Genomic DNA, 21,499 nt, shown 5'->3' on the forward strand with positions numbered 1-21,499 from the left:
TTACACCCTCTTCTTTGTTAATTTAAGTAATACTTTGCTTAAGCTTTCTTCCGTAAGATCCTCTGCATCAGCAAAATCTGATACCGTAAAAGCAGACTCTGTTGTTGGTTTATTTATAAGTTGACGGAGATGCCTTAACATACCATCTGCTATCACTTGAATTTTTAATTTAGAAAACTGTTCCCTACTATACATCCAAATAAAATGTAACTTTTCATCTTTCACCATTCCGATAACTTCAATTAGATGAGATGGTTTGGAATCTGGAGCATGATCTAAAAATGTAAACCCTGCCTCTTGCACAAACAAAGATTCCTTTGAAAACACCTGATCAAATTGGCCCAGATAGTTAAAGCTTATCGAAGGCTTTTGCTGATAAAACGGAAGTATTTCTTTATTCAAGTAACGTAAAATACCATAGTCAACTCCGCGATTTGGAATTCGACGTAATTGTTCTTTGACAGCCTTTAACCCTTCAATAGGTGTCTGAGTTCCTTGAAAATTGAGATGAACGGGATAAATACTCGTGAACCAGCCCACTGTCCTTGATAAATCAATACCTTCAATCATCTCTTCTCTTCCGTGTCCTTCTAGATGAATAGAAACGGTTTGCTGATTTATACAATCAACGATAGCTTGTCCTAATGCCGTTAATAGTACCTCATCAATCCTTGTCTTATGAGTGACTAGAACTTCGTGTAACAATGTTTGTGTTTCTTCTATTCCTAAAGTCCTCGTCACTTGATCAATCGATTCTTCTGTTGTTTCTTGTATTGGATAGTCCATTGGAATTTTCATCGTTTCTTTTTCTACTTGTTCATTCCAATAATTTTGTACTTCTTTTGAAATACCCGAATCACTGTATGTCTGGAGTCGTTCAGACCACTCTTTAAAAGATGTACTTTTCGCAGGTAAGCGAACTTCTTGACCTTGTTTCATCTGGTTATATACCACCTGTAAATCTTCCAATAGAATCCTCCATGACACTCCATCTACTACTAAATGATGAATCACCCAGAATATTCGATCATTTCCAGTCAAGTTATCTTCAAAGTACACTACTCTCATTAACGGACCAGTAACTAAATTGAAACTAGCTTGATTAATGTTCATCTCTTCTTGTATTATTTTATTCCACTCTTTTTCATTAACTTGATTACGTTTTACAACATGGAGTACTGACAGCTCATCAGTCCCTTCATTTCTCTGCCTCCACGTTCCGTTTGGTAACTGTTCGTACCGGAAACGTAAAGCATCATGATGTTTCAGTAAATTTAATATCGCTCCCTCTAGTAATTTCACATTCAATCTTTCTTTTACTCTTAAAAGCATTGATTGATTCCAATGCTCTGTATGTGGATGTTCTTGCTCGAAGAACCAGCACTGAATTGGAGTAAGAGGCACATCACCTATCACAATTCCCTGCTCCGCTTGTACTCCCTGCGTTTCTATAGCCACTTGTGCCAGCTCAGCGATAGTTGGGCATTCAAACATTTGCTTTGGAGTAAGTTTTAACCCCACTTGACTTGCTTGAGATATGATTTGAATACTGAGAATCGAGTCGCCACCAATTTCAAAGAAATTATCATAGATTCCCACCTTTTTAACACCTAATACTCGCTTCCAAATGGTAGTCAGTATCTGTTCGTTACTATTCCGAGGGCCAACACATTCACTATTAATCTGCTTTTCCTCTGGCATAGGTAAGGCCTCTCGATCAACTTTACCGTTAGCTGTAAGTGGAATAGCTTCCATCGCCACAAATCCCGAAGGAACCATATAACTTGGTAGTTTCGCTTTAAGATACTCTCTCCACGCATCTACATTTCCATCTCCTACAACATATGCTACTAATCTTTTATCGCCCGGCTGATCTTCTCTTACAATTACAACTGCCTCTGTTACAGATGCATTTTTATTTAAAGTAGACTCAATTTCCCCAATCTCAATTCTGAAACCACGTATTTTAACCTGATGATCAATTCTTCCACGATAATCTAGATTCCCATCTGGCAAATACCTAGCTAAGTCTCCTGTCCGGTATAATCTTTCTTTCGAATTACTACTAAATGGATGAGATATAAAACGCTCTGCTGTTAATTCAGGTCTATTTAAATATCCACGTGCCAATCCTGCTCCACCAATATAAAGTTCACCATCAACACCTATAGGAACAGGTTGTTGATAAGCGTCAAGTATATACACTTCTAAATCGGGAATCCGCTTTCCAATATTACTTCTTGAAGCATGCTGCACATCATCTAGAGTAATTGGATAATATGTAACATGAACTGTAGTTTCTGTAATTCCATACATATTAATTAACTGTGGTTTTTTCTCTCCATACCTTTGAAACCACGGTAACAAGCTAATAGGTTCTAACGCTTCTCCGCCAAATATTACGTAACGCAGCTGCAAATTTTTATTCTTATCTTCTTGTTCACACACTCGTATTAATTGTCGAAATGCGGAAGGTGTCTGATTTAGAACTGTGACTTCTTCCTCCACCAATAATTGATAAAAATCCTTAGGTGATCGACTAATCCAGTACGGAACAACAACTAATTTTCCACCATATAATAACGCTCCCCAAATTTCCCATACTGAGAAATCAAATGCATACGAATGAAAAAGCGTCCAAGTATCTTTTTCATTAAACTGATACCAACAATCCGTCGATTTAAATAGCCGAATAACATTGTGATGCTCTATCATAACGCCCTTTGGATTTCCCGTTGATCCCGAAGTATAGATTACATATGCCAGATTTTGGGGACCGACACTAGAAACCGGAAAAGACTTACTTTCTTTCCCAATCTCATCTTGATCACGATCCAGGCAAATCGACTCAACATTTTCTGGTAACCAGTTCAATTTTTTTAAACTTTCTTGCGTTACGAATAACTGAATGCTAGCATCTTCTAAAATATATTGAAGTCGTTGCTCTGGATATGTTGGATCAAGTGGGACATAAGCCCCACCAGCCTTCAAAATCCCTAAAATACCTACAATCATCTCGTGGGAACGTTCAACGCACAGTCCAACTAAAGTATCAGGTCCTACTCCCTTTTTCTGCAGATAATGAGCTAACTGGTTTGCACGTTCATTAAGCTCCTTATAAGTAATTTTTTCTTTTTCATACGTAACTGCAATAGAATTTGGATAAATCATCGCTTGCCGTTCGAACATTTCATGAATAGTTACTTGAGGTGGGACATCCAGTTTAGGATTGTTGAACTCAACTAAACTTTTTCTTTTATCTTCCTCAGAAATGATTTCTATTTCAGCCACCTTCTGCTTTGGGTTTTCAAAAATATTTCCCAGTATCACTAGCATAACGTTAAAGAATCGTTCTATCTCTTCCTTAGAAAATAGCTCCTCACGATAATCAATATGTACATGTAAAGAGTCTATATCAATTAGATTTTCAATATGCACTGCAAAATCTTGTACTTCTTCACGGTTTGGAATCCATAGTGAGTCACCACTTTCATCACGATCCCTATAATCAATCGTAGTTCCGAAAAGTCTCACATTACTGTTATTCTCTTTATTAATCTGCTTTAATAACAAATCAAATGGATATTTCTGGTGTCTTAATGATTTACTTTGTTTTCTGGACACTCTACTAATAAATGAAAGTACTTCTTCTTCTGGATCAATATCCATTCTTAAAGGAACTGTACTCACCATCATTCCAATCAATTTTCGTTCCATTTTAGTCATACGGTTGCCGTAAGCCATTCCTAAACCAATATCAAGCGATGAGGTCCACCGATACATGGACAACGAGAAAGCAGCAACAAAAAGAGTATATAAACTAATTTTGTAATCTTCAGAAAATTTTTCTATCTTTCTCTTCAAATGTTCCGTTAATATAAACGTCTCACGTGATGCTTTGGTACTAACTTGGTACGTATTATAAGGCTTCAATCCAGTCACAGATGGCAGTGTTTTAAATTCCTCTAACCAAAATTTTTGATCTTTTTGAAAGCGACTACTATTCAAGTATGTTTGTTCGTTGGTCAGAAATTGAACATATGAATTTTTAATTTCACCCTCCTCATTCTCGTTATGCATATCATAATAATATTTTGCAATCTGCTCAGTAAATATTTGAATTGATAAACCATCCATAATAATATGATGAACATTTCCAAAGACTGCACATTCATTATCGTTTAATTTTATTAAAGCGAAATAGTATAAATTTGAATTAAATAATGTAAACGTTTCTTTTGTTTTCTGCTCAATCCATTCCTCAAGCAAATTTGTATTCTCCACTTTACTGAAATCAAAAAACTCAAATTCTTGTTCTTCATGTTTAGTAAAATATTGTTTCGGTTCCTGATGCCCATTTTCTTTTAACCTAATGCACAGACCGTCATTTTCACTGATAACGCGATTCACAACTTGGTTTAATTTTGAATAATTCATTTTTCGATGAAGTTTAAATAAAAATCTTAAATTACATATTCCTTTATCAGAATGAACGACTTCTGTATACCATATTCTTCGCTGCGGATGGCTTAATGGATAGCATTCCTCATTGGTCATAAAAATCTTCCCTTCAAAAATTATTTGCTCTTATAGGTTCGTGTTTATGTTTAGCCCATAAATATTTCTGCAGTGAAACTCCAATTACTCCAATAATAACAAGCCCAATCCCTCCATAAACATAGAGTTGAGTTACTCCAAACAAATGCACTAATGGACCACTCATAGCAGGAGAAATAATTAGAACTGCGTTTGTTAAACTGCTTTGTATACCAAATACTCTTCCTACTTGATCTTGATCGGATTCTATTTGTAAAATGACTTGATTAGATACAAGCATCAGCCCACTTCCGATACCAGCGATAAAACTAATTAAATAGGCTAAAACGAAGACCGTACCGGGCGTTATCAAACCAATCCCCCCAAAACCAATTCCCATTAAAACCATACCTCCACATACTACCCAGCCATATTGAAATTGTTTTAATTTCTGAGTTAGTAATGCACCAAGTATTCCGCCAAGACCAATAATAGAAATGATATATCCCATTTTACTTTTATCATGTGGGAATAAGCTCTTAAATAAAGTTGGGAATTGTGAGTCTACTAATTGTAATACTGCCATGGCTATTGTAACGAAAATCATGGTTGATAATATTATCCGATTAGATAACACATAACCCCACCCTTGTACCCAAGCGGTCCAAGTACTTTGTTTTTGCTTTTCAACAAATTCTTTCGATATAGTTTCTTTAAATTTTATTGTGGGTATCAGAACTAAGGTAGCTAATAAACAACTTATAGCTCTTATAATGAGGCAGAACTCTGGTTGAAACCAGCTCAGCAACATGCCCCCTATAAGTGGGCCTACTATCTTTGTACCCTGCTCTACTATTCCGTTGATACTTACTGCTTTAGTAAGCAAGTCCGGGGATACAATCTGTCTTGTTAGTGTTTGCTGTGCAGGATAATAGAAAACAATAAAAATGGAACGAATCATTAATGCCACTAAGAGCCAGTGGATATCTTGTACAAATAAAAGAGCAATTGTTATTAGACCAACCATTAGGTTACAGAACATCATAATTGGAATTTTTCTAAAACGATCCGCAATAACACCTGCCCATGAGCCAAAAATAATTCCAGGAAGTGCATATGCAACAGGGATCAACCCAATCATAGTAGGATCTACTTTCCATTCAAACCCAACTATAGTCATAATCGCTAACATATCAATAAAAACACCAAGCATAAGCAATGAATAGGCAGAGAAAACTTGTAAATAAACCCTATTTCCTAATAGGCCTTTTGAATCGGTAGTTTTCATAAAAGCAAGCTCCTTAAGTTACTAATATAAAAGCTTTTGCGTATAAGGTACCCCTTTATTAAACTTAATTAATCATTATAAATATTTCAGCTAGAATTTAACCTCGTTAAAATCTAGACTAACCTCAAGGTTTCGTATTTTTAAAATAGTCAGATAAATTCAAGCGCACCTGTTTCTTCATTTTTATATCAACTGTTACAAAATAGACCTTTACCTTGCACTCATAACAGCTAAACGTTGCCTTAATATAACTCTTTACAGTCGTTTACACATTCAATTCACATCCTTTTTAAAGTTGGCTTTTTTCTATCTCAAATACTATCACACAAATATTTCACCTACTATATTCATAAAGTTGAAATATTTGAATCAGAAAATTCGGATAAAAAACAAAATCCAAAAATCATACCAAAAAATTATTTAGTTATATTGTCATTTTATAGATGGCTTTAGCCATAAGGATATCAAGAATTAAGTTTTTTAATTTTATTAACATAATAGTTTATAGAGACTATAAATCCTACTAAATAAAAAGGTACATATACATTAAAGTATATGTACCTTTCCCTATCCTACATATTTTCTATTCAAATTAATTCCAATAACTAAAGTTGATAATAAAAATATAATACTAACAATTACTAATGCACTCATAACAAGAATTGAATAATATAGCATTAATATTTCTGCACCTACTACCTATTTTATTTATTGGATATTTATACTTCAAAAAACTACACATTATTCACAATTAGGATACATACCCAAAATATGATTTTATATAAGAGAACTTAATTTTTATGTAGTACGAAATTGTTAGTAATACAGTATATATTTTAATTTAGTTATAAAAATGTTTAAAGACCACCTATTTCCATAAGTGATCTTTCTTTGTGATTCTACATTTATGAACTACTGTAGAAATATATCGTAAATACGCTTTGTTTGCTAAATGTTTAGTTCTTTCCATTTACTAAAAAACATAACTTCATACACTTAATATCATATTCTTTAAATTGCAAACTATTATTTTATCTTCTGTACAGGCAAACTACTAAAAATTAATTCAGCAACTTTTACATATCCTTTTGAGTTTGGATGAATTAAATCCTTAGACCAAAGCGTATTATCATTAACTAAATGATGATTCCAAAAATCAACATGATGAAGCTTATACTCTCTGCTCAGTGAATGTATAACTTCATTTGCCTCTAATAATTGTTCTTTTATTACTTGTTTTTTTTCAGAAGCAAAAGGAAGCCTAACTGTAAAATCTGGAAGGTTTGCTATAATAATATCAGCCCCTGCTTTACTTAATGTATCTATCATAAATTCCATATCGTTCTTATATGCATCATGATTCCAACGTCCTTTTAAAACATCGTTTGCCCCTGCAATGAGACTAACCAAATCTGGATTAAAAGTTAGCGCTTTTTCCAATTGCTGCGAGCGAATTTCTTTAGTTACTAACCCACGCTTTGCAAAATTGGCATATTCTATATCGTTTTCACACAGTTGAACAAAATGATCTACCCAGCTTTTTAATGCAATTCCCTCAACTTCATCCCCTATCCCCTCTGTAAAACTATCGCCAATTGCTACAAATCGCTTCCACATATGTATTCCCCCTTTATTATTAACCATATCTATACTATACAATAGCTCACACCGTAATTATTATTTCTAAGTGGTTTTCGATTTCAATTATATTCCACTTTACTATATTTATATTTAGAATCCAAAATTGACCGATTCCTAAGTATACTTAAGAATCGGTCATATTCATATATTTACTAAAGAGATAAAATCTATCTAGAAATTATACTTTTTTCAAAAAATTTATTGTTCTTTGTTTTGCCCAGTTGATACATTTCTTTTCGATTAAATGATATGAAACTATAGAAAAAAGTAGTGTCATTGCAATGCACAAAGTAAGAAGGAAAAAGATAGGTATCTTTGTATACAAAAGTTTAAATAGTACCATCATGATTGGAAAATGACATAAATAGATACTGTATGAAATTTCTCCTAAATATACAAATACACTCTTATTTAAAAATGCTTTTACTTTTAGGTTACTCATAGCCATTATAATAAATATACTAATCCCCATTACGACACCCCAATCTTTTAATAAGAAAGTTGTATCATTACGGGAAAAACCATAAATTAAAATGGAATATAAATAAAGAATAACCCCTAATGCAATAAGAAATCCTTTTTTAAATTTTTTCATATTCCTATATGAGTAGATAAGTTTTTCCTGATACTTAAAAAGTAACATTCCAATCATAAACATAGATGTAAAATGCAGTGTATCAGCATAACCATTATAAAATCCTTCAGCTTTCCCAATATGCAACATATTAAGAACAACACTAATTAATGAAAAGCTCAAAGCAAATAGTATCGTTTTCTTCCAATTCAGTTTATAAAAAAGAAGGAATAACAAAGGAAACACAATAGATATACGCATCTCTTGAGCCAATGACCAAATAACTGGATTATAATTTTCCGTAAAAAAGTTATTAAGAAGCACAAAGTGGTTTAGAATATCTAAGTTCGTTATAGACCCTTGCCACCTATCATAGAACCAATCCCGTAGCCCTACCACTTCATACGACGAAAATAAAATAAATAAAACAAAGGTAACGATTATCCAAAAATAATAAGGAATATAGATTCTTACAAATCTCTTAATTAAATATCCCCAATAATTTGTTTTTGAATGATAAAGTGCCATAGATAACACAAAACCACTTAGTACATAAAAAACGATAACAGCTTCCCCACCCGCCCATAAAAACCTAAGCGGGGAAAATTTAATAGAATTAGGCAACGATGGTAGCATTAAACAAAAATGTCCAAATACCACAGTAAGTGCCGCTAACCCTCGTATGGAATCTAATTCTTTTATTCTCTTACTCATAAAATGTTCTCCTTGTAAATTGTAAATTTTGCTGTTCATAAATGCCACTATAAGAATGTAGTGGGTGGATTGTACATATTGTTTCTTTAAATTCCTAATATAAGTAGTACAAAGTTAATTTGACCTCCATTTCTTTATATACATAATGTAAAACAAAATATTTAATACAAAGAAAAGATTTTATTAAATTTTTATAAAGTGAAACATTTAGTTGTATCCTAAAAAATTAGCTTTTTACTATATCAATCGCACTATCCCACATACCACTAAAAAAAGATTCTGTTTTACGTATAAAACGTGTAAACCAATTTGCTTGTTCCACATCAGATTTTGTTACAAGATCTATTTGTAACGATTTACCTGATAAGAACCCCGGATCTGTATTATCTTTAGGCGAGATAATCATTTCACTAATTGTTACACCTTTTTTAATAGGCGCTTCTTGTTCTTTATTCAATACTTTAAATTCTTTTTTATAAACGTCTTTGTTGCTCTTCGGTATTGGAAGTGAAACAGCTTGCTTCGTTTGAACTACTACTTCTTTGTCTTTTGCATTTGCTACTCGCACTGTTTCATGCCCTTTTACTACTGAATCTTTTCTGTAGACATTCTTCACTTCAAAATTAGCAAATCCATAATCGTATAATTTCTTTGTTTCATCAAAACGTGCCGTATGAGATTTTGCTTTTATCACTACAGAAATTAGGCGCATACCGTTTCTTTCTACTGTACCAGTGAAACAATCTCCCGCCTCTGGAGTCGTTCCTGTTTTTAAACCATCTACACCTTCATATTGCTTAATTAAACCTTTTAACATCCAGTTAAAGTTCGCCATATCAATTGGATATTTACCACCCTCTTGGAATGTTTTTTTAGGAATTTTTGCTGTATTTAATATTTGGGGGAAATCTTGAATAAGACGTTGTGCTAAAATTGCACAATCTCTTGCAGACATTTTATTTTTCTCGTCTAGAGTTGTCCCTTCTGGATGATATCCTTTTAAATCGTGATTTGTTAAGCCTGTAGAGTTTACAAATTTATAATCTTTCATTCCAAACTCTTTCGACTTATCGTTCATCATTTTTACAAAGTTGACTTCTTTACCAGCAATCTCTTCAACTAAAGCAATTGTTGCACCGTTTGCAGAGTAAATTGCCATTGCCTCATATAACTCTTTTACCGTATAAGAGCCACCATTTTCTAATGGAACGTTTGATAATGAACGATCTTGCGAAATCTTATGTGCATATTCAGAGATTTTAACTTTTTGATCCCATTTAAGTTTTCCTTTATCCACCGCTTCATGAACTAAGTATTCGCTCATCATTTTTGTCATACTAGCAATTGCCAATGATTCATCTGCATTTTTTTCATATAAAATTTTCCCGGAATTTGCTTCTATTAAAATTGCTGATCCTGCTTCAACCTCTATAGCAGAAACTGTTTCCGCTGCTGCTCTTCCAAATGTAACGAACATGCTACAAAATAGTGTAAGCACTGTTACTATTGCAATAAATCTCTTGCAAAACATACCTTTCACTTCTGTTACCTCCAATATTTTTATACTCAAAAAAAGCGTTATTCTAACATAATCTCAAAAAATAGACAGTGTTCTCAAATTGTATATACATATAAGACATTAGAATCGCTTTCATATAGACCATCTCATCCGACACTTTTAGGTGCCCTAATACTTTGTATTCCCACACATATCACTATTTTTAATCCCCTTATATTTTTCAAAATGATTCGTACTTTCATATTTTTTAGGATTACAATTAATAGACAATCTAAATAATACATTTGTTCCACATTTACAAAAAATAAAGTGAAACTTTAATCAGTTGTGGTCTTACTGCCCGTTAATGCTTTATTAGCTATCAAGGATTTTAATTACTCAATTCAGCTATTTGCTAGACTTATATTAGAGATGAATTTTCTTTAGTCTAAACTATTAGTTTTTTGTAATAAAAAAACTACACCCTATACTGGATGTAGTTTTTCTAACTGATTTATTTATTTTTCACTTCATTTTTATAAAAAGCAAATAATGGTTCGATGGATAGACTAGATAACAGCGGAATTGCCTTCTCAATCAATTTCCTATCCCAATCAAACCAACGCATTTCCATTAACATGTTTATTTCTTTATCAGTGAATCGTTTCTTTATTTCCTTAGCAGGATTTCCACCAACTATTGTATACGGCGGAACATCTTTACTTACGACAGATCCTGCAGCAACAATTGCCCCTTCACCAATAGTAACGCCAGGCATTATTATAGCATTCATTCCAATCCAAGCATCACTTTTTATGACTGTATCACCCTTAGGTTCATATGATTGTTCAATTTGCTCAGCGAATGGATATACTGTAATCCATTCTGAGTGATGATTATGGTTACCACCCATTAAAATGACTACTCCACTTGCAATGCAAACATAATTCCCAATAATGAGTTTATCAAGATGCCATCCCATCTGTTCAATTGGATTGAAAAGTGCTTGAGACTTAGCATCCCCCCACAAATACCTTACACAGCCATCTTCAAAATTTTGATGACTATAATAGCCTGAATAATAGGAGTACTCTCCCACTTCAATGAGTGGATTTGTTACTATATCTTTTATATACTTTGTTTCTGACCAATGATTAAATAATGGATACTTCATAACTTTATTCCTCGCTTCTAAGTATTATATATTTTGCTATTTACTTAGAAGCTTACTACGACAGCTACATTTTTTAGCTTTCTCAAACGACGAATCATTATCTTCAAGCCTTTCTTTTATACTAAAAAAAGCATAACGCAATACATTACACTAGTCAAATTGTGTAATTTTGAACACATCTTAAACAGCGTAATACTGCAATAAGAACATGAAAACACTCTAACTTTGATCCAAATAATATATTGATTACATTCAGTTTATATTTTGTAAAAAAATTTTAATTGCCATGACAAAGCAAACAATAACCACTATTGGTCGTATTAATGCCGTCCCTTTTGTAAGCACCATCTTCGCCCCAATATATGATCCTATAATTTGACCAAGCATCATAATCAATCCAATTGTCCAATCGATTTGGCCAAAAATAATAAAATACAACAAAGCAGCGAAATTACTTGTAAAATTCAAAATCTTAGCATTTGCAGTTGCCCGTGTAGCACTATATCCACATAAGAGAATGAACGCTAAAGCAATCAAGCTACCTGTTCCAGGGCCGAAGAAACCATCATAAAATCCAAGTAACGGAGCCACTGTTAACGCAAACAACAACATACTTATTTTTCTCGGTCGATCTTCGTTTGCTATATTTGGAGATAATAGAAAATAAAGACCAATAATAATAAGTAAAAAAGGTAATATCATGATTAGATATTCTGCCCGTATCTGTAAAACAAGCCATCCACCGAAAACGGATCCCAAAAAGGTCATTAAGATGGACAAACGCATATCTTTGAGATTAATTTCTTTCTTCTTAATAAAAATCATTGTTGCCATGAGGGTTCCGCTACTCCCTTGTAGTTTATTAGTTGCTATCGCTACAGAAGGAGACATACCTACTAATAACATTATCGGGATAGTTATCATACCACCGCCCCCAGCAATTGTATCTATCCATCCTGCTAATACAGCTACTAAAAATAGTAGTATGAGTAATTCAATAGTAAAATCCATACAAAGAATAGGGGCAGGCTTGAGCTATTATAACCCAAACCTCCCCATCACCCCTCCTCTCTTTAAACTAGTTAATGATATCTGTAAAGTAACTTTCTTTCTGATCACGTAATCGGCTGGAAACGTACTGCCTGCAAACAATTCTTCTTCCGTACTTATTATCTCCAATCGGGATTTTATATTCTTCCTCAGATAACCTTTCCCTACCATGAGTTACATTTGTTTGTTTACCATAGTATGAATTTGGGATAATTAATAAATCTTCAGATGTAAGTGGAACCTTATAAGTAGGCGTTGTTCGTAAGAGTTCTAAAAACATGTCAAATTTCAATTTTTCTTCTTCACTTTCTCCCACATAAATCAATCTATTTTCTGCTCCATTCAAACAAGTTGCAATAATATCGCCATTATCATCCAAAAATATAATTTGGTTTATTTCCCCTACAAATCCAGATATTTCACCATCCGCCATTCCTGCGATATGAGCAATAGGCATTTTACTTATCGCCAATATATCATCTTTACTGAAGTCATTTTCTTCAAGATGCTTTTGAAGTAATTTTGGCGTTCCAATATGAGTTTGAGTTTTTAAATTTAACACTCCTTTTAATAAAAGAGCATCAACTCTAGTAAATTTTCCACAAGTAATTTCAGACACTATTCTTTCCACGGATTTATTGAGTCTATTTGATACAATTTCTAAATTCGTATTGAATGTTTTCAATCTTGCTTCAATATCTGATTGGTCTTTCATATCTGTATACACTGTGGCATCGTTATGTTGATAAAAGTTCCCACCACCGGTGCTTGCACCGACATTTCGCAAAACTTCATCGTTGTTCAAAGGGGAAATGAGGTGAAATCTATTTTTCCCTGCATGTTCGGATGGGTGAATTAAAGCATCATAATTAAAAAGTGTGGCGAAAAGCCATGTGACCCATTCTGCATAAAAATATTTTTTCATTCTATCGTCTTCGTCTTCACCATAATTAAAGCCTTTGCGATTCTCCCCAGGTAATAGGGTTTCCATAGGATCACATGGAATATTTTTAATAAGAGTAGGTGGTACGTTCCCACCACAATTCGCTACTTTTATCATATGTAGTAGTTTTTTCATGTCTGAATTCGAAGTTTTCTTTAAATAATCAATCAAACAATTAAGCCACTCTCTTGAAAAGCTTGCAGCTATTTCTTGATCACAAGTATAAGGATTATGAGCTTTTAATTCATGGTCTATTAGATTCTTCATTTTATCCTTCAATACATTAGGAATGCTAATTTCTTCGATTTCTGTAATCTGCAGTGTTCCTTTATTCATTATAAAACCTCCGTTGTTTTATTTTTTCACACCATATCTTCTATTAAATGAACTACCTACTTCTTTTTTGCTCCTTTGCTTTTCTTCAAAGCTATTAGAACTACCAATTTACAAATAAAAAACGTGGAGTATAAGAGATTTCTTCTTAGTCACATTTCCCCCACGAATCTCCGTTAAATTGGCAAATTTAATTTGAAAATCTGATTCATTTTCATACTTTACTTTCAAACTATGTTTATATGATTTTCAATTCAAGTAAGAGTATTTCATTTTCTAAAGTTTTCCTGAGTTTAAAATCAGAATTTTCAAGATAAATATATTAACACTAAAAATATAACACGAAACCAAAAAATGTAAATAAATAGTTTTTTTATAAAAAATAGTCAGACTATTCATAAGGTAATTCGTATTTCATTGAACCAACTACGGCCTCTCAATTTTATTGATAACAATAAAAAGGTCCCCTAAATGGTGATAGAGGACCTTTTTCCAAGTATATTCTATTTTAAATTTCTTACTTACCTTTTATTTTAAAAGATATTGCTGTAACTTCTTTATTAACAGTTCCATCCCGTTTGGACTTACAATAATCTTCCCATTCGCTAACGAAATATTGCTGTCTGAAATATCCCCTGTAAGTACACAAGCTCTTGGTGATTGATATTTTCGTAAAATAATCTGGTCCTCTTCTATAAACATTTCAAGAGAATCTTTTTCTACAATTCCTAAACTCCGTCTTATTTCCATTGGAATAACAATACGCCCCATGCTATCTGCTTTACGAGTAATTCCTCTTGATTTCATAAAATGCCACCCTTTATATTTATCTAATATTACGGTATTTATTTTAGCAATAAATAACAATTAGGAATAGTTCGTATTACAGTACTTTTTTTAGGAATAAATACCAATTAGCAATAACTTATGTTAGAATTATTTCTTGTTTATTCTTGATTTTTAATATATTTATCCTTGATCATTTTTATATATTGTTTTCTTTCTGTTAATTCAAATATAAATAATGCCTTTTTTATGTATGTTAAACCAACTTCATTAGAGTGCTGAACTTTTAATAAAATTGCACCTTTTTCAAAAAACAATTCACCTAATAAGTATAAAGTATTCATATTTATAGCTAATTTTATGCCTATTTCACTATACTTTATTGCTTCTTCATATTGATTTGCAAGGTGTAAACATTTTGTTAACGTATGAATGAGTCTTAATTTGATTTCTTTTTCTCTAGGGAATTCTATCTTATTAAAATTAATTAAACTTTGTTTTAATATATTTATGCTTTTCTCATAGTCTTCATTTTCTGCATGTATTATAGCAATTGAATTCATTATGCTTATTTCTTTTTCTGATAAAAAGTTACTACTACTTAAGGTTTGTTTTAGTGCTCTATTTAAAATGTCAAAAGCATTAATTGTTGCTCCATTTACATAATATATAGCAATCGCTTCATGCCATAATAGAAATTGTTTATCTTCTTTTGATTGGAAATTATTTTCGTTTTTCTCTTTTTTCACTATTTCGTAAAGCTCATTATATTCTTTTTGTTTCACACAATCTCTCATTACACATTTTACATTTTCAATATATTTTATTTTTTTGTTTTTCGTTAGCGCAAATATATAATTTGGATCAATACCAAGTCTTTCAGATAATTGATACAACAATATGCTAGATGGATAAATAATACCTTTTTCTATCTTACTAATTTGGCTTTGTGAACATATTCCATGACATAATTCAGATTGTGACATGTTTTTTTTCTTTCTAAGTTCTTTAATAATAATACCAAGATTGTAGAATTCCATCTTTCCTCCCTCAAATGTAACACTTTATGAGTATAAGAATATTTTCCAACTTTTAATGTAATGTAAAATTAATATAGTTACAATTACTAATTATATGGATTTATAGTTTCTTTTACAAACTTGTATCACAATACGAGAAATTATTAAAATATGGTTCACTAATAATCAATGGGAGTTTTATTCATCATCACTGATTATTAGTCCACTCCAGATAGGCTTTTACAGGGAGTCCGACTTCTTTGCCACATCTAAATTTTGAGGTGGGAGTCTTACTACCCGCAAATAGCCAGATTAAAATAAATATGGTTTTTCACCTTTATTTCTTTTAATAGTTTCTTTTGATTTTTATATAGATAATTTCGAAGGAGCGTATTTTATGAAAAGAATGTTGACCGAAAGAGAGTTAGAAGTGGCTATTTATGTAGCAAAAGGATTTACAGATGTAGAAATTTCAAAAAAAATATATGTTACCCCTCGAAGAATTTCAACGATAATTAATCATATTAAAGAAAAATGGCATATTAATTCTAGAGTGGAATTAGGTATTTTAGTTTATCATTATGGTTTTATAGATGCACCCTTATTTTCAAATAAAGAAAATCATTTATTCGAAAAGGTTGCACAATAATTGGCCAAGTATAATGTGTTCATTTACAAATAAAAACAGAAAAGTCGCTGAACTTTTATTATTTAAGATAATTCTGAAGGTGATGGGCATGTATGGATTGCTAAAAGAAAAAATATAGATTGTATTTAGATATTTTAGTAAGAATGATTGTACCAGAAACTTTTAAAACCCCAATAATAGAGGACTCTTTGGATGTTTTATTGAAGGGATTCAAACGACTTTTAAAAGGTAAAAACATACCTTTAGACAATGTTTCTTCTTCAACAGCAAGTATAGCTTTTAATGTAGAAAATCCATCCATTTTGATTAAGCTTTTTTCAAAAAGGGTGGGTTTCTTCAGTTTATAGGAAAGGTATACTTAACTCATAAAAATTACAATAAAATAGGTAAAAATGCCATCGCATCTTTACCTATCCTATAGATAAACAGGTTTTCATAAGAAATAGAAAACTCCACTGAACACTATAAATATATTATTTTAAATTAATTGGTTGTTGTTGAGTAATACAATGTATCATACCACCATTTTTATAAAGCTCTCTTACATCAATCCCCACAACTTTACGATCAGGATAAAGTTTTTGAATCATCTCATTTGCTATTTTATCATTAGGATCATTATAGTTAGGAACTAAGATAACTTGATTCGCTATATAATAATTAATATATGAACCTTTATAATCAAGCTGCTTCCCATTTTCTAATGTAACATTATTCTTGCTTAGCGGCAGATATACATACTTGTACTTATTCCCCTCAGCATCTTTTGCCTGCAACAACTTGTTAATATCTTTATCAGACGTTCCCCATTCAGCTAAATCTTTTTTGTTTAATGTTATAATAGTAGATTTATCGTGGAATTTTGCAAATCCATCAATATGAAAATCAGTAATATCTAAGTTAGGTACTCCATCTAACCAAATAAAATTTGTTACCCCAAGGTCACTAATATATTTTTCAATATCTTTTTCTGACAATTTTGCATTTCTATTTTTATTCGTTACAGCACTTCTAGTTAGTAAAGCAGTTCCATTACAATCTAATTCAATTGCGCCACCTTCAAGAACAAATTTATTCCAATCAATTCTTTCAATTCCTAACTGTTTACTAAGATTCTCACGAAGACGAGCATCTTTCTTATATGGTGTTTTCTTTCCCCATCCGTTAAATCCTGGGTCTAATATCTTTAGATTTTTGTCATTATCATAAACAAAAATTGGTCCAGTATCTCTCGCCCATACATCGTCAGTAGGTGCGATAAAGAAATCAATTTTCTCCATATTTACCCCGTGATCTATTAAAACCTCAGTAATTCTTTCTTTTTCTTCTTGATCATATGCAACAATATGAACTTTTTCGCCTTTACTTAAAGCATTTGTCATTTGAATCCAAATTGGCTCTACTTCTTGCTGATATTTTTGCCCATATGTAAATTCATGAGGCCATTGTAGCCATGTTCCTTCATGTTTGTTTTTTTCATCTGGCATTGTATACTTTCCTATTTGTTTTCGCACCTCTACTTTCTTCATATCTTTTCTTTGCGTTTTTTCAATTTCCTTCGCCTGAACTTTCTCAATCCCCTTCCCTAGAGCATAACCACTGAAAATAGATGTGGTTAGTATAGCACTCATACACAAATTCGTTATTTTTTTCATTTCTTAACCTCCTTTTCTGTCTTACTGTAAACCTTTACATAGTGTGAAGGTCAAGCTTTTCCATTTGAATTATTTAAATATTTTAAATGGAAAGTGTAATTTGAATCGAACTTTATACAAAACAAGTAAGAATCAACTATTTCTACTATAATCATCATTTTTTCATAAAATCTTACACTCTTTTCTTTTGTTATCCTTTTTATACTATGTACTGTATTATTTTCGAAAATAATACAGTACATGAAATTTCATATTAAATACATATTCGTTCATTTATTAATTTGTTTATTAAGTTTATATTTAACTATTCAAAAGCAGTTGCAATTCTCTCTTTCATTTTCTGTAATACTTCACTGCTCAATACTTTTTGACCAGTAGGAAGTTTTAATATGGCAGCGGCACCTTTACTAAGGTATATTTCTTGATCATTATTTTGATTTACTACCAATATTCCTTGCCCTTCAAATTCGAAATAACTAATATCTTTTGTTTCATTTGTATTATTCTTTATTGCTGTATATAATCCATATAAATCTTTACTTCTATTTTCTCCGCCCGTTCGAATCGGTTCAATATCATTCGCAACAATTAGTCCTTCTGGCTGCTCACCCTTCATAATAAACCACAGCTTTTCATTTGTTGGTAATAGTAAATTCTTAAATTCAGAGCTATTTAAAATTTGCTGTGCTGAAATTGTTGCATAGATTGGTAACGAAAATGGAGATGTTGTTATTTTTTCAAAACTTAAATTTTCAGAAGAACTTCCCTTACTATATTGATAATCTTTTAATGCGATTGATTGTACTGATTCACTTTTATTTTTTGATGCATAACTAATTTTACTAGCGAAAATAATAACGGTCATTAAGCACATGCACGGTATCACAAGCTTAAGTAGTTTTCCCATTTATGAACCCCCGCTTTTAATATTATTAGTTTGCATGGATATTATAAACAGTTTCACTCCACCAAAAATTATTATTGTTATGGAACGTACTGAAATTATGATTATAATGATCACCATACCAAGGGTCCATGTACGTTATATAATCTGTTCCATTTGTCCCTTTATAAAATCCATCAAGTACTACAAAGTGTCCGATGTTAGCTCCATTTTGCCACATAATGAGTGCAATCATCGGCTGATTACTATTAATTTGACTTTTGAACCAATCATATGATTTTGCTCCAGTACTTATAGCTGAGCTAACACCATATCCTGATAATCCATATTGTATTTCACGTGAAGTTGCAGGATTATTATATGATCCACCCTTAACATACCTAACGTACTGATCTTGTGAAGGAGTTTTCCCAAAATAATTTAAAACTGAAACCGAAGTGCCTGCCCAACACCAATTTGATCTTTCTTGTAATATGTTAGGTACAGATAATTTACGATCTATTGATGTATTTGGAGGATTTCCATTAATATACGCTGACGTTACATATACTTTTTTTCCATCTTTAAAATAATAAAACCAACGATTATCTAAATTTCCTGTCCAGTAATCTTTAACCGCTTCACCATACTCCCATCCTTTAAAAGATACTGTTGTATTTCCGGGAATCACATCTACAATATTTGCATTCAAACTTTTTGCCTCTCTAACATTTACATTCAATGGAGCTGTTGTTCCTGTAAATTCAACTTCCTCTGCTATTATTTTCTGAACACCAATAAAACTAAATGTGAAGAACAATAAAAACATACAAACAATAAAATGCTTTCTTCCCTTCATTTCTCCACCCCTTCATCAGTACTAAAAAACATCAACAATTCATCCTTATTAATTGTTCAAGCTTAATATTACATACTAACGAAAAATGACTTCTCATAAAGTGAAACTTTGATCAGTAGTGGTTTTATTCATCCCCCACTGATTGTTAGTTAAACCAATCGGGCTGCTCTGCAAATAGCGGGATAAATTCCAATACAAAAAAGGGGCCTATAAATTTTTATAGGCTCCTTTTTATTTCGTCGTTATTACTTAGCTAATTCTTTTGTACCCTTCATTACATCAATGAAGAATCCCCAGTTATTCACTACAGAAGAGATACTGATATGTTCATCTGGAGTGTGGACGTTAAAAATGTCTGGTCCGAATGAAATTGCATCTAATTCAGGCATTTTTTGAACGAATGCGCTACACTCAATCCCCGCATGCACAGCGAAGATTTCAATTTCTTTATTGTATTTTTCTTGATGCACTTTTTCAAATAAATTACGAATTTGTGAGTTTGGATTGTATGGCCATTCTGGATACTCTGACTCTATTTCAAATGTAGCACCAACTAATTCAGCAATATATTTGATTTCTTCTGCAACATGTTGTTTTAAACTACTTACAGAACTTCGCACTTCGTTACGTAATTTAATTTCATCTTGCAACGTTTCAATAACGCCTAAATTTGTTGAGCTTTCTACAAGACCTTTAATATCCATGCTCATACTTTGAATGCCATTTGGAATTAAGAATAATGATGAAATAAGCTGCTTTTGTGTCTCTTTAGCAAATACTTTTTCAACTTTTTCATCCAATTTTGTCAGTGTAACATGAACATCTGGATCAACAGCACGCATTTCTTCTTGTAATACACGTGTCCATGATTCTAGTTTTTCTTCTACTTGTCCTACATCTTCTGTACGAATTAAAAGTGTAGCTACACTTTCACGCGGAATTGCATTCGTTTTTAATCCGCCGTGAACTTCACTTATGTTAAACTCCGTATGTGCTGATAAATCACGTAATACTCGTCCTAATACTTTGTTCGCATTACCACGTTGTTTATCAATTTCCATACCAGAATGTCCGCCTTTTAGACCACCAACATATAGACGGTATGCATCCATATTCGCTGGCGTTTCATCCCAAATTACGGGAATTGTTTCAACAGCTTTCGCACCACCTGCACTACTTACAAGTAATTTATGATCTTCTTCAGAATCAATATTTATAAATATCTTTCCTTCAAAATGATTTGGATCAATAGCAAAAGCCCCGCCCATTGTCGTTTCTTCTTCAGTAGTGATAACGACTTCAAGTGCTGGATGCGTAATTTCTTTTGAATCTAATAAAGCTAATGCATACGCAACTGCAATACCATTATCAGCACCTAAAGTTGTTTGATTTGCATATAACATATCCCCAATGATTCTTAATTCAATTGGATCTTTTTCAAAATCATGTGCTGTTGCTTGATTTTTTTCGCAAACCATATCCATATGACCTTGAATAATAATAGCTGGTACATTTTCATAACCAGCTGTTGCTTCTTTTTTAATAATGACATTTAATGCTTCATCTTGAATGACTTCTAAGTTACGCTCTTTTGCAAAGCCCACTAAATAATCACTAATTTCCTTTTCATTACCTGATCCTCTAGGAATCTTTGAAATTTCTGCAAAATGATAAAATACAGGGTGCTTTGTTAATTGTTCTAAAGTAGAATACATTTTTCAAGCTCCTTTCAAAATGAAAAAATAGTATGTAAGTCTTTTATCATTATACCATGATTCATTATTTTACCTTTCTTTTAACTTTTATTGTTCATTTTATGTAAAACACTCTTACAACATTGTAAGGGCATTGTAATCTATATCGATTTTTCTCATTTAATAATAGCCGTATACTTTTT

Annotated in this window: 15 protein-coding genes; 1 reads left to right on the plus strand and 14 read right to left on the minus strand. The window is 32.1% G+C overall.

The window, feature by feature from the left end; translation table 11 throughout:
• From H6481_RS18810 to H6481_RS18855, 10 genes are all read right to left on the minus strand, one after another.
• Positions 1-4,557 (minus strand): non-ribosomal peptide synthetase, encoded by a 4,557-nt coding sequence (locus H6481_RS18810; protein WP_182812806.1) that lies wholly within the window; start codon positions 4,555-4,557, stop codon positions 1-3.
• A 13-nt stretch (positions 4,558-4,570) separates the two neighbouring features.
• Positions 4,571-5,824, minus strand: coding sequence for an MFS transporter (locus H6481_RS18815; RefSeq protein WP_182812809.1), 1,254 nt, complete (start codon positions 5,822-5,824; stop codon positions 4,571-4,573).
• A 1,026-nt stretch (positions 5,825-6,850) separates the two neighbouring features.
• On the minus strand, positions 6,851-7,441 hold the full coding sequence (locus H6481_RS18820) for an SGNH/GDSL hydrolase family protein (RefSeq protein WP_000265883.1): 591 nt from the start codon (positions 7,439-7,441) through the stop codon (positions 6,851-6,853).
• A gap of 202 nt (positions 7,442-7,643) precedes the next feature.
• Entirely contained in the window at positions 7,644-8,792 is a 1,149-nt protein-coding gene (locus tag H6481_RS18825) for an acyltransferase (protein WP_182812812.1), read from the minus strand.
• A 187-nt stretch (positions 8,793-8,979) separates the two neighbouring features.
• Positions 8,980-10,293 carry a D-alanyl-D-alanine carboxypeptidase family protein gene (locus H6481_RS18830; protein WP_063547295.1) on the minus strand — a complete coding sequence of 438 codons (1,314 nt, stop codon included), beginning with the start codon at positions 10,291-10,293 and terminating at the stop codon, positions 8,980-8,982.
• Between the two features lie 472 nt (positions 10,294-10,765).
• Entirely contained in the window at positions 10,766-11,425 is a 660-nt protein-coding gene (locus H6481_RS18835; RefSeq protein ID WP_182812815.1) for a CatB-related O-acetyltransferase, read from the minus strand.
• Positions 11,426-11,677: 252 nt separating this feature from the next.
• On the minus strand, positions 11,678-12,436 hold the full coding sequence (locus H6481_RS18840) for a TSUP family transporter (protein WP_029442323.1): 759 nt from the start codon (positions 12,434-12,436) through the stop codon (positions 11,678-11,680).
• Positions 12,437-12,503: 67 nt separating this feature from the next.
• Positions 12,504-13,754, minus strand: coding sequence for a hypothetical protein (locus H6481_RS18845; RefSeq protein WP_063547293.1), 1,251 nt, complete (start codon positions 13,752-13,754; stop codon positions 12,504-12,506).
• Positions 13,755-14,279: 525 nt separating this feature from the next.
• A complete protein-coding gene (locus tag H6481_RS18850; protein ID WP_063547292.1) occupies positions 14,280-14,558 on the minus strand; it encodes an AbrB/MazE/SpoVT family DNA-binding domain-containing protein in 279 nt (92 codons plus the stop codon).
• 140 nt (positions 14,559-14,698) lie between these two features.
• The gene (locus tag H6481_RS18855; protein WP_000397972.1) at positions 14,699-15,577 is read right to left on the minus strand and encodes a helix-turn-helix domain-containing protein; all 879 of its coding nucleotides are present in this window, start codon (positions 15,575-15,577) and stop codon (positions 14,699-14,701) included.
• Between the two features lie 376 nt (positions 15,578-15,953).
• On the opposite strand from H6481_RS18855, the gene H6481_RS18860 reads away from it, so the two are divergent.
• Positions 15,954-16,205: a LuxR C-terminal-related transcriptional regulator gene (locus H6481_RS18860; protein WP_000827555.1), complete on the plus strand. Its 252-nt coding sequence runs from the start codon at positions 15,954-15,956 to the stop codon at positions 16,203-16,205.
• A gap of 473 nt (positions 16,206-16,678) precedes the next feature.
• Here the strand turns inward: H6481_RS18860 and H6481_RS18865 are convergent, their stop codons facing one another.
• From H6481_RS18865 to pepD, 4 genes are all read right to left on the minus strand, one after another.
• Positions 16,679-17,860: an agmatine deiminase family protein gene (locus tag H6481_RS18865; protein WP_063547291.1), complete on the minus strand. Its 1,182-nt coding sequence runs from the start codon at positions 17,858-17,860 to the stop codon at positions 16,679-16,681.
• 304 nt (positions 17,861-18,164) lie between these two features.
• Positions 18,165-18,767, minus strand: a complete 603-nt coding sequence (locus tag H6481_RS18870) for a hypothetical protein (RefSeq protein WP_097987523.1) — start codon at positions 18,765-18,767, stop codon at positions 18,165-18,167.
• Between the two features lie 25 nt (positions 18,768-18,792).
• Positions 18,793-19,602 (minus strand): papain-like cysteine protease family protein, encoded by an 810-nt coding sequence (locus tag H6481_RS18875; protein ID WP_182812818.1) that lies wholly within the window; start codon positions 19,600-19,602, stop codon positions 18,793-18,795.
• Between the two features lie 245 nt (positions 19,603-19,847).
• Positions 19,848-21,317 (minus strand): beta-Ala-His dipeptidase, encoded by a 1,470-nt coding sequence (pepD, locus tag H6481_RS18880; RefSeq protein ID WP_063547288.1) that lies wholly within the window; start codon positions 21,315-21,317, stop codon positions 19,848-19,850.
• Between the last annotated feature and the right edge of the window lie 182 nt (positions 21,318-21,499).

The sequence above is a fragment of the Bacillus sp. ME78 genome (genome assembly GCF_903970865.1).
In the GTDB taxonomy this organism is placed as follows: Bacteria; Bacillota; Bacilli; order Bacillales; family Bacillaceae_G; genus Bacillus_A; species Bacillus_A cereus.

What these genes read in the sequence shown, in the direction of transcription:
- H6481_RS18810 (WP_182812806.1), bottom strand. Translation starts at nt 4,557, where the DNA reads ATGACCAATGAGGAATGCTATCCATTAAGCCATCCGCAGCGAAGAATA.
- H6481_RS18815 (WP_182812809.1), bottom strand. Translation starts at nt 5,824, where the DNA reads ATGAAAACTACCGATTCAAAAGGCCTATTAGGAAATAGGGTTTATTTA.
- H6481_RS18820 (WP_000265883.1), bottom strand. Translation starts at nt 7,441, where the DNA reads ATGTGGAAGCGATTTGTAGCAATTGGCGATAGTTTTACAGAGGGGATA.
- H6481_RS18825 (WP_182812812.1), bottom strand. Translation starts at nt 8,792, where the DNA reads ATGAACAGCAAAATTTACAATTTACAAGGAGAACATTTTATGAGTAAG.
- H6481_RS18835 (WP_182812815.1), bottom strand. Translation starts at nt 11,425, where the DNA reads ATGAAGTATCCATTATTTAATCATTGGTCAGAAACAAAGTATATAAAA.
- H6481_RS18840 (WP_029442323.1), bottom strand. Translation starts at nt 12,436, where the DNA reads ATGGATTTTACTATTGAATTACTCATACTACTATTTTTAGTAGCTGTA.
- H6481_RS18845 (WP_063547293.1), bottom strand. Translation starts at nt 13,754, where the DNA reads ATGAATAAAGGAACACTGCAGATTACAGAAATCGAAGAAATTAGCATT.
- H6481_RS18850 (WP_063547292.1), bottom strand. Translation starts at nt 14,558, where the DNA reads ATGAAATCAAGAGGAATTACTCGTAAAGCAGATAGCATGGGGCGTATT.
- H6481_RS18855 (WP_000397972.1), bottom strand. Translation starts at nt 15,577, where the DNA reads ATGGAATTCTACAATCTTGGTATTATTATTAAAGAACTTAGAAAGAAA.
- H6481_RS18860 (WP_000827555.1), top strand. Translation starts at nt 15,954, where the DNA reads ATGAAAAGAATGTTGACCGAAAGAGAGTTAGAAGTGGCTATTTATGTA.
- H6481_RS18865 (WP_063547291.1), bottom strand. Translation starts at nt 17,860, where the DNA reads ATGAAAAAAATAACGAATTTGTGTATGAGTGCTATACTAACCACATCT.
- H6481_RS18870 (WP_097987523.1), bottom strand. Translation starts at nt 18,767, where the DNA reads ATGGGAAAACTACTTAAGCTTGTGATACCGTGCATGTGCTTAATGACC.
- H6481_RS18875 (WP_182812818.1), bottom strand. Translation starts at nt 19,602, where the DNA reads ATGAAGGGAAGAAAGCATTTTATTGTTTGTATGTTTTTATTGTTCTTC.
- pepD (WP_063547288.1), bottom strand. Translation starts at nt 21,317, where the DNA reads ATGTATTCTACTTTAGAACAATTAACAAAGCACCCTGTATTTTATCAT.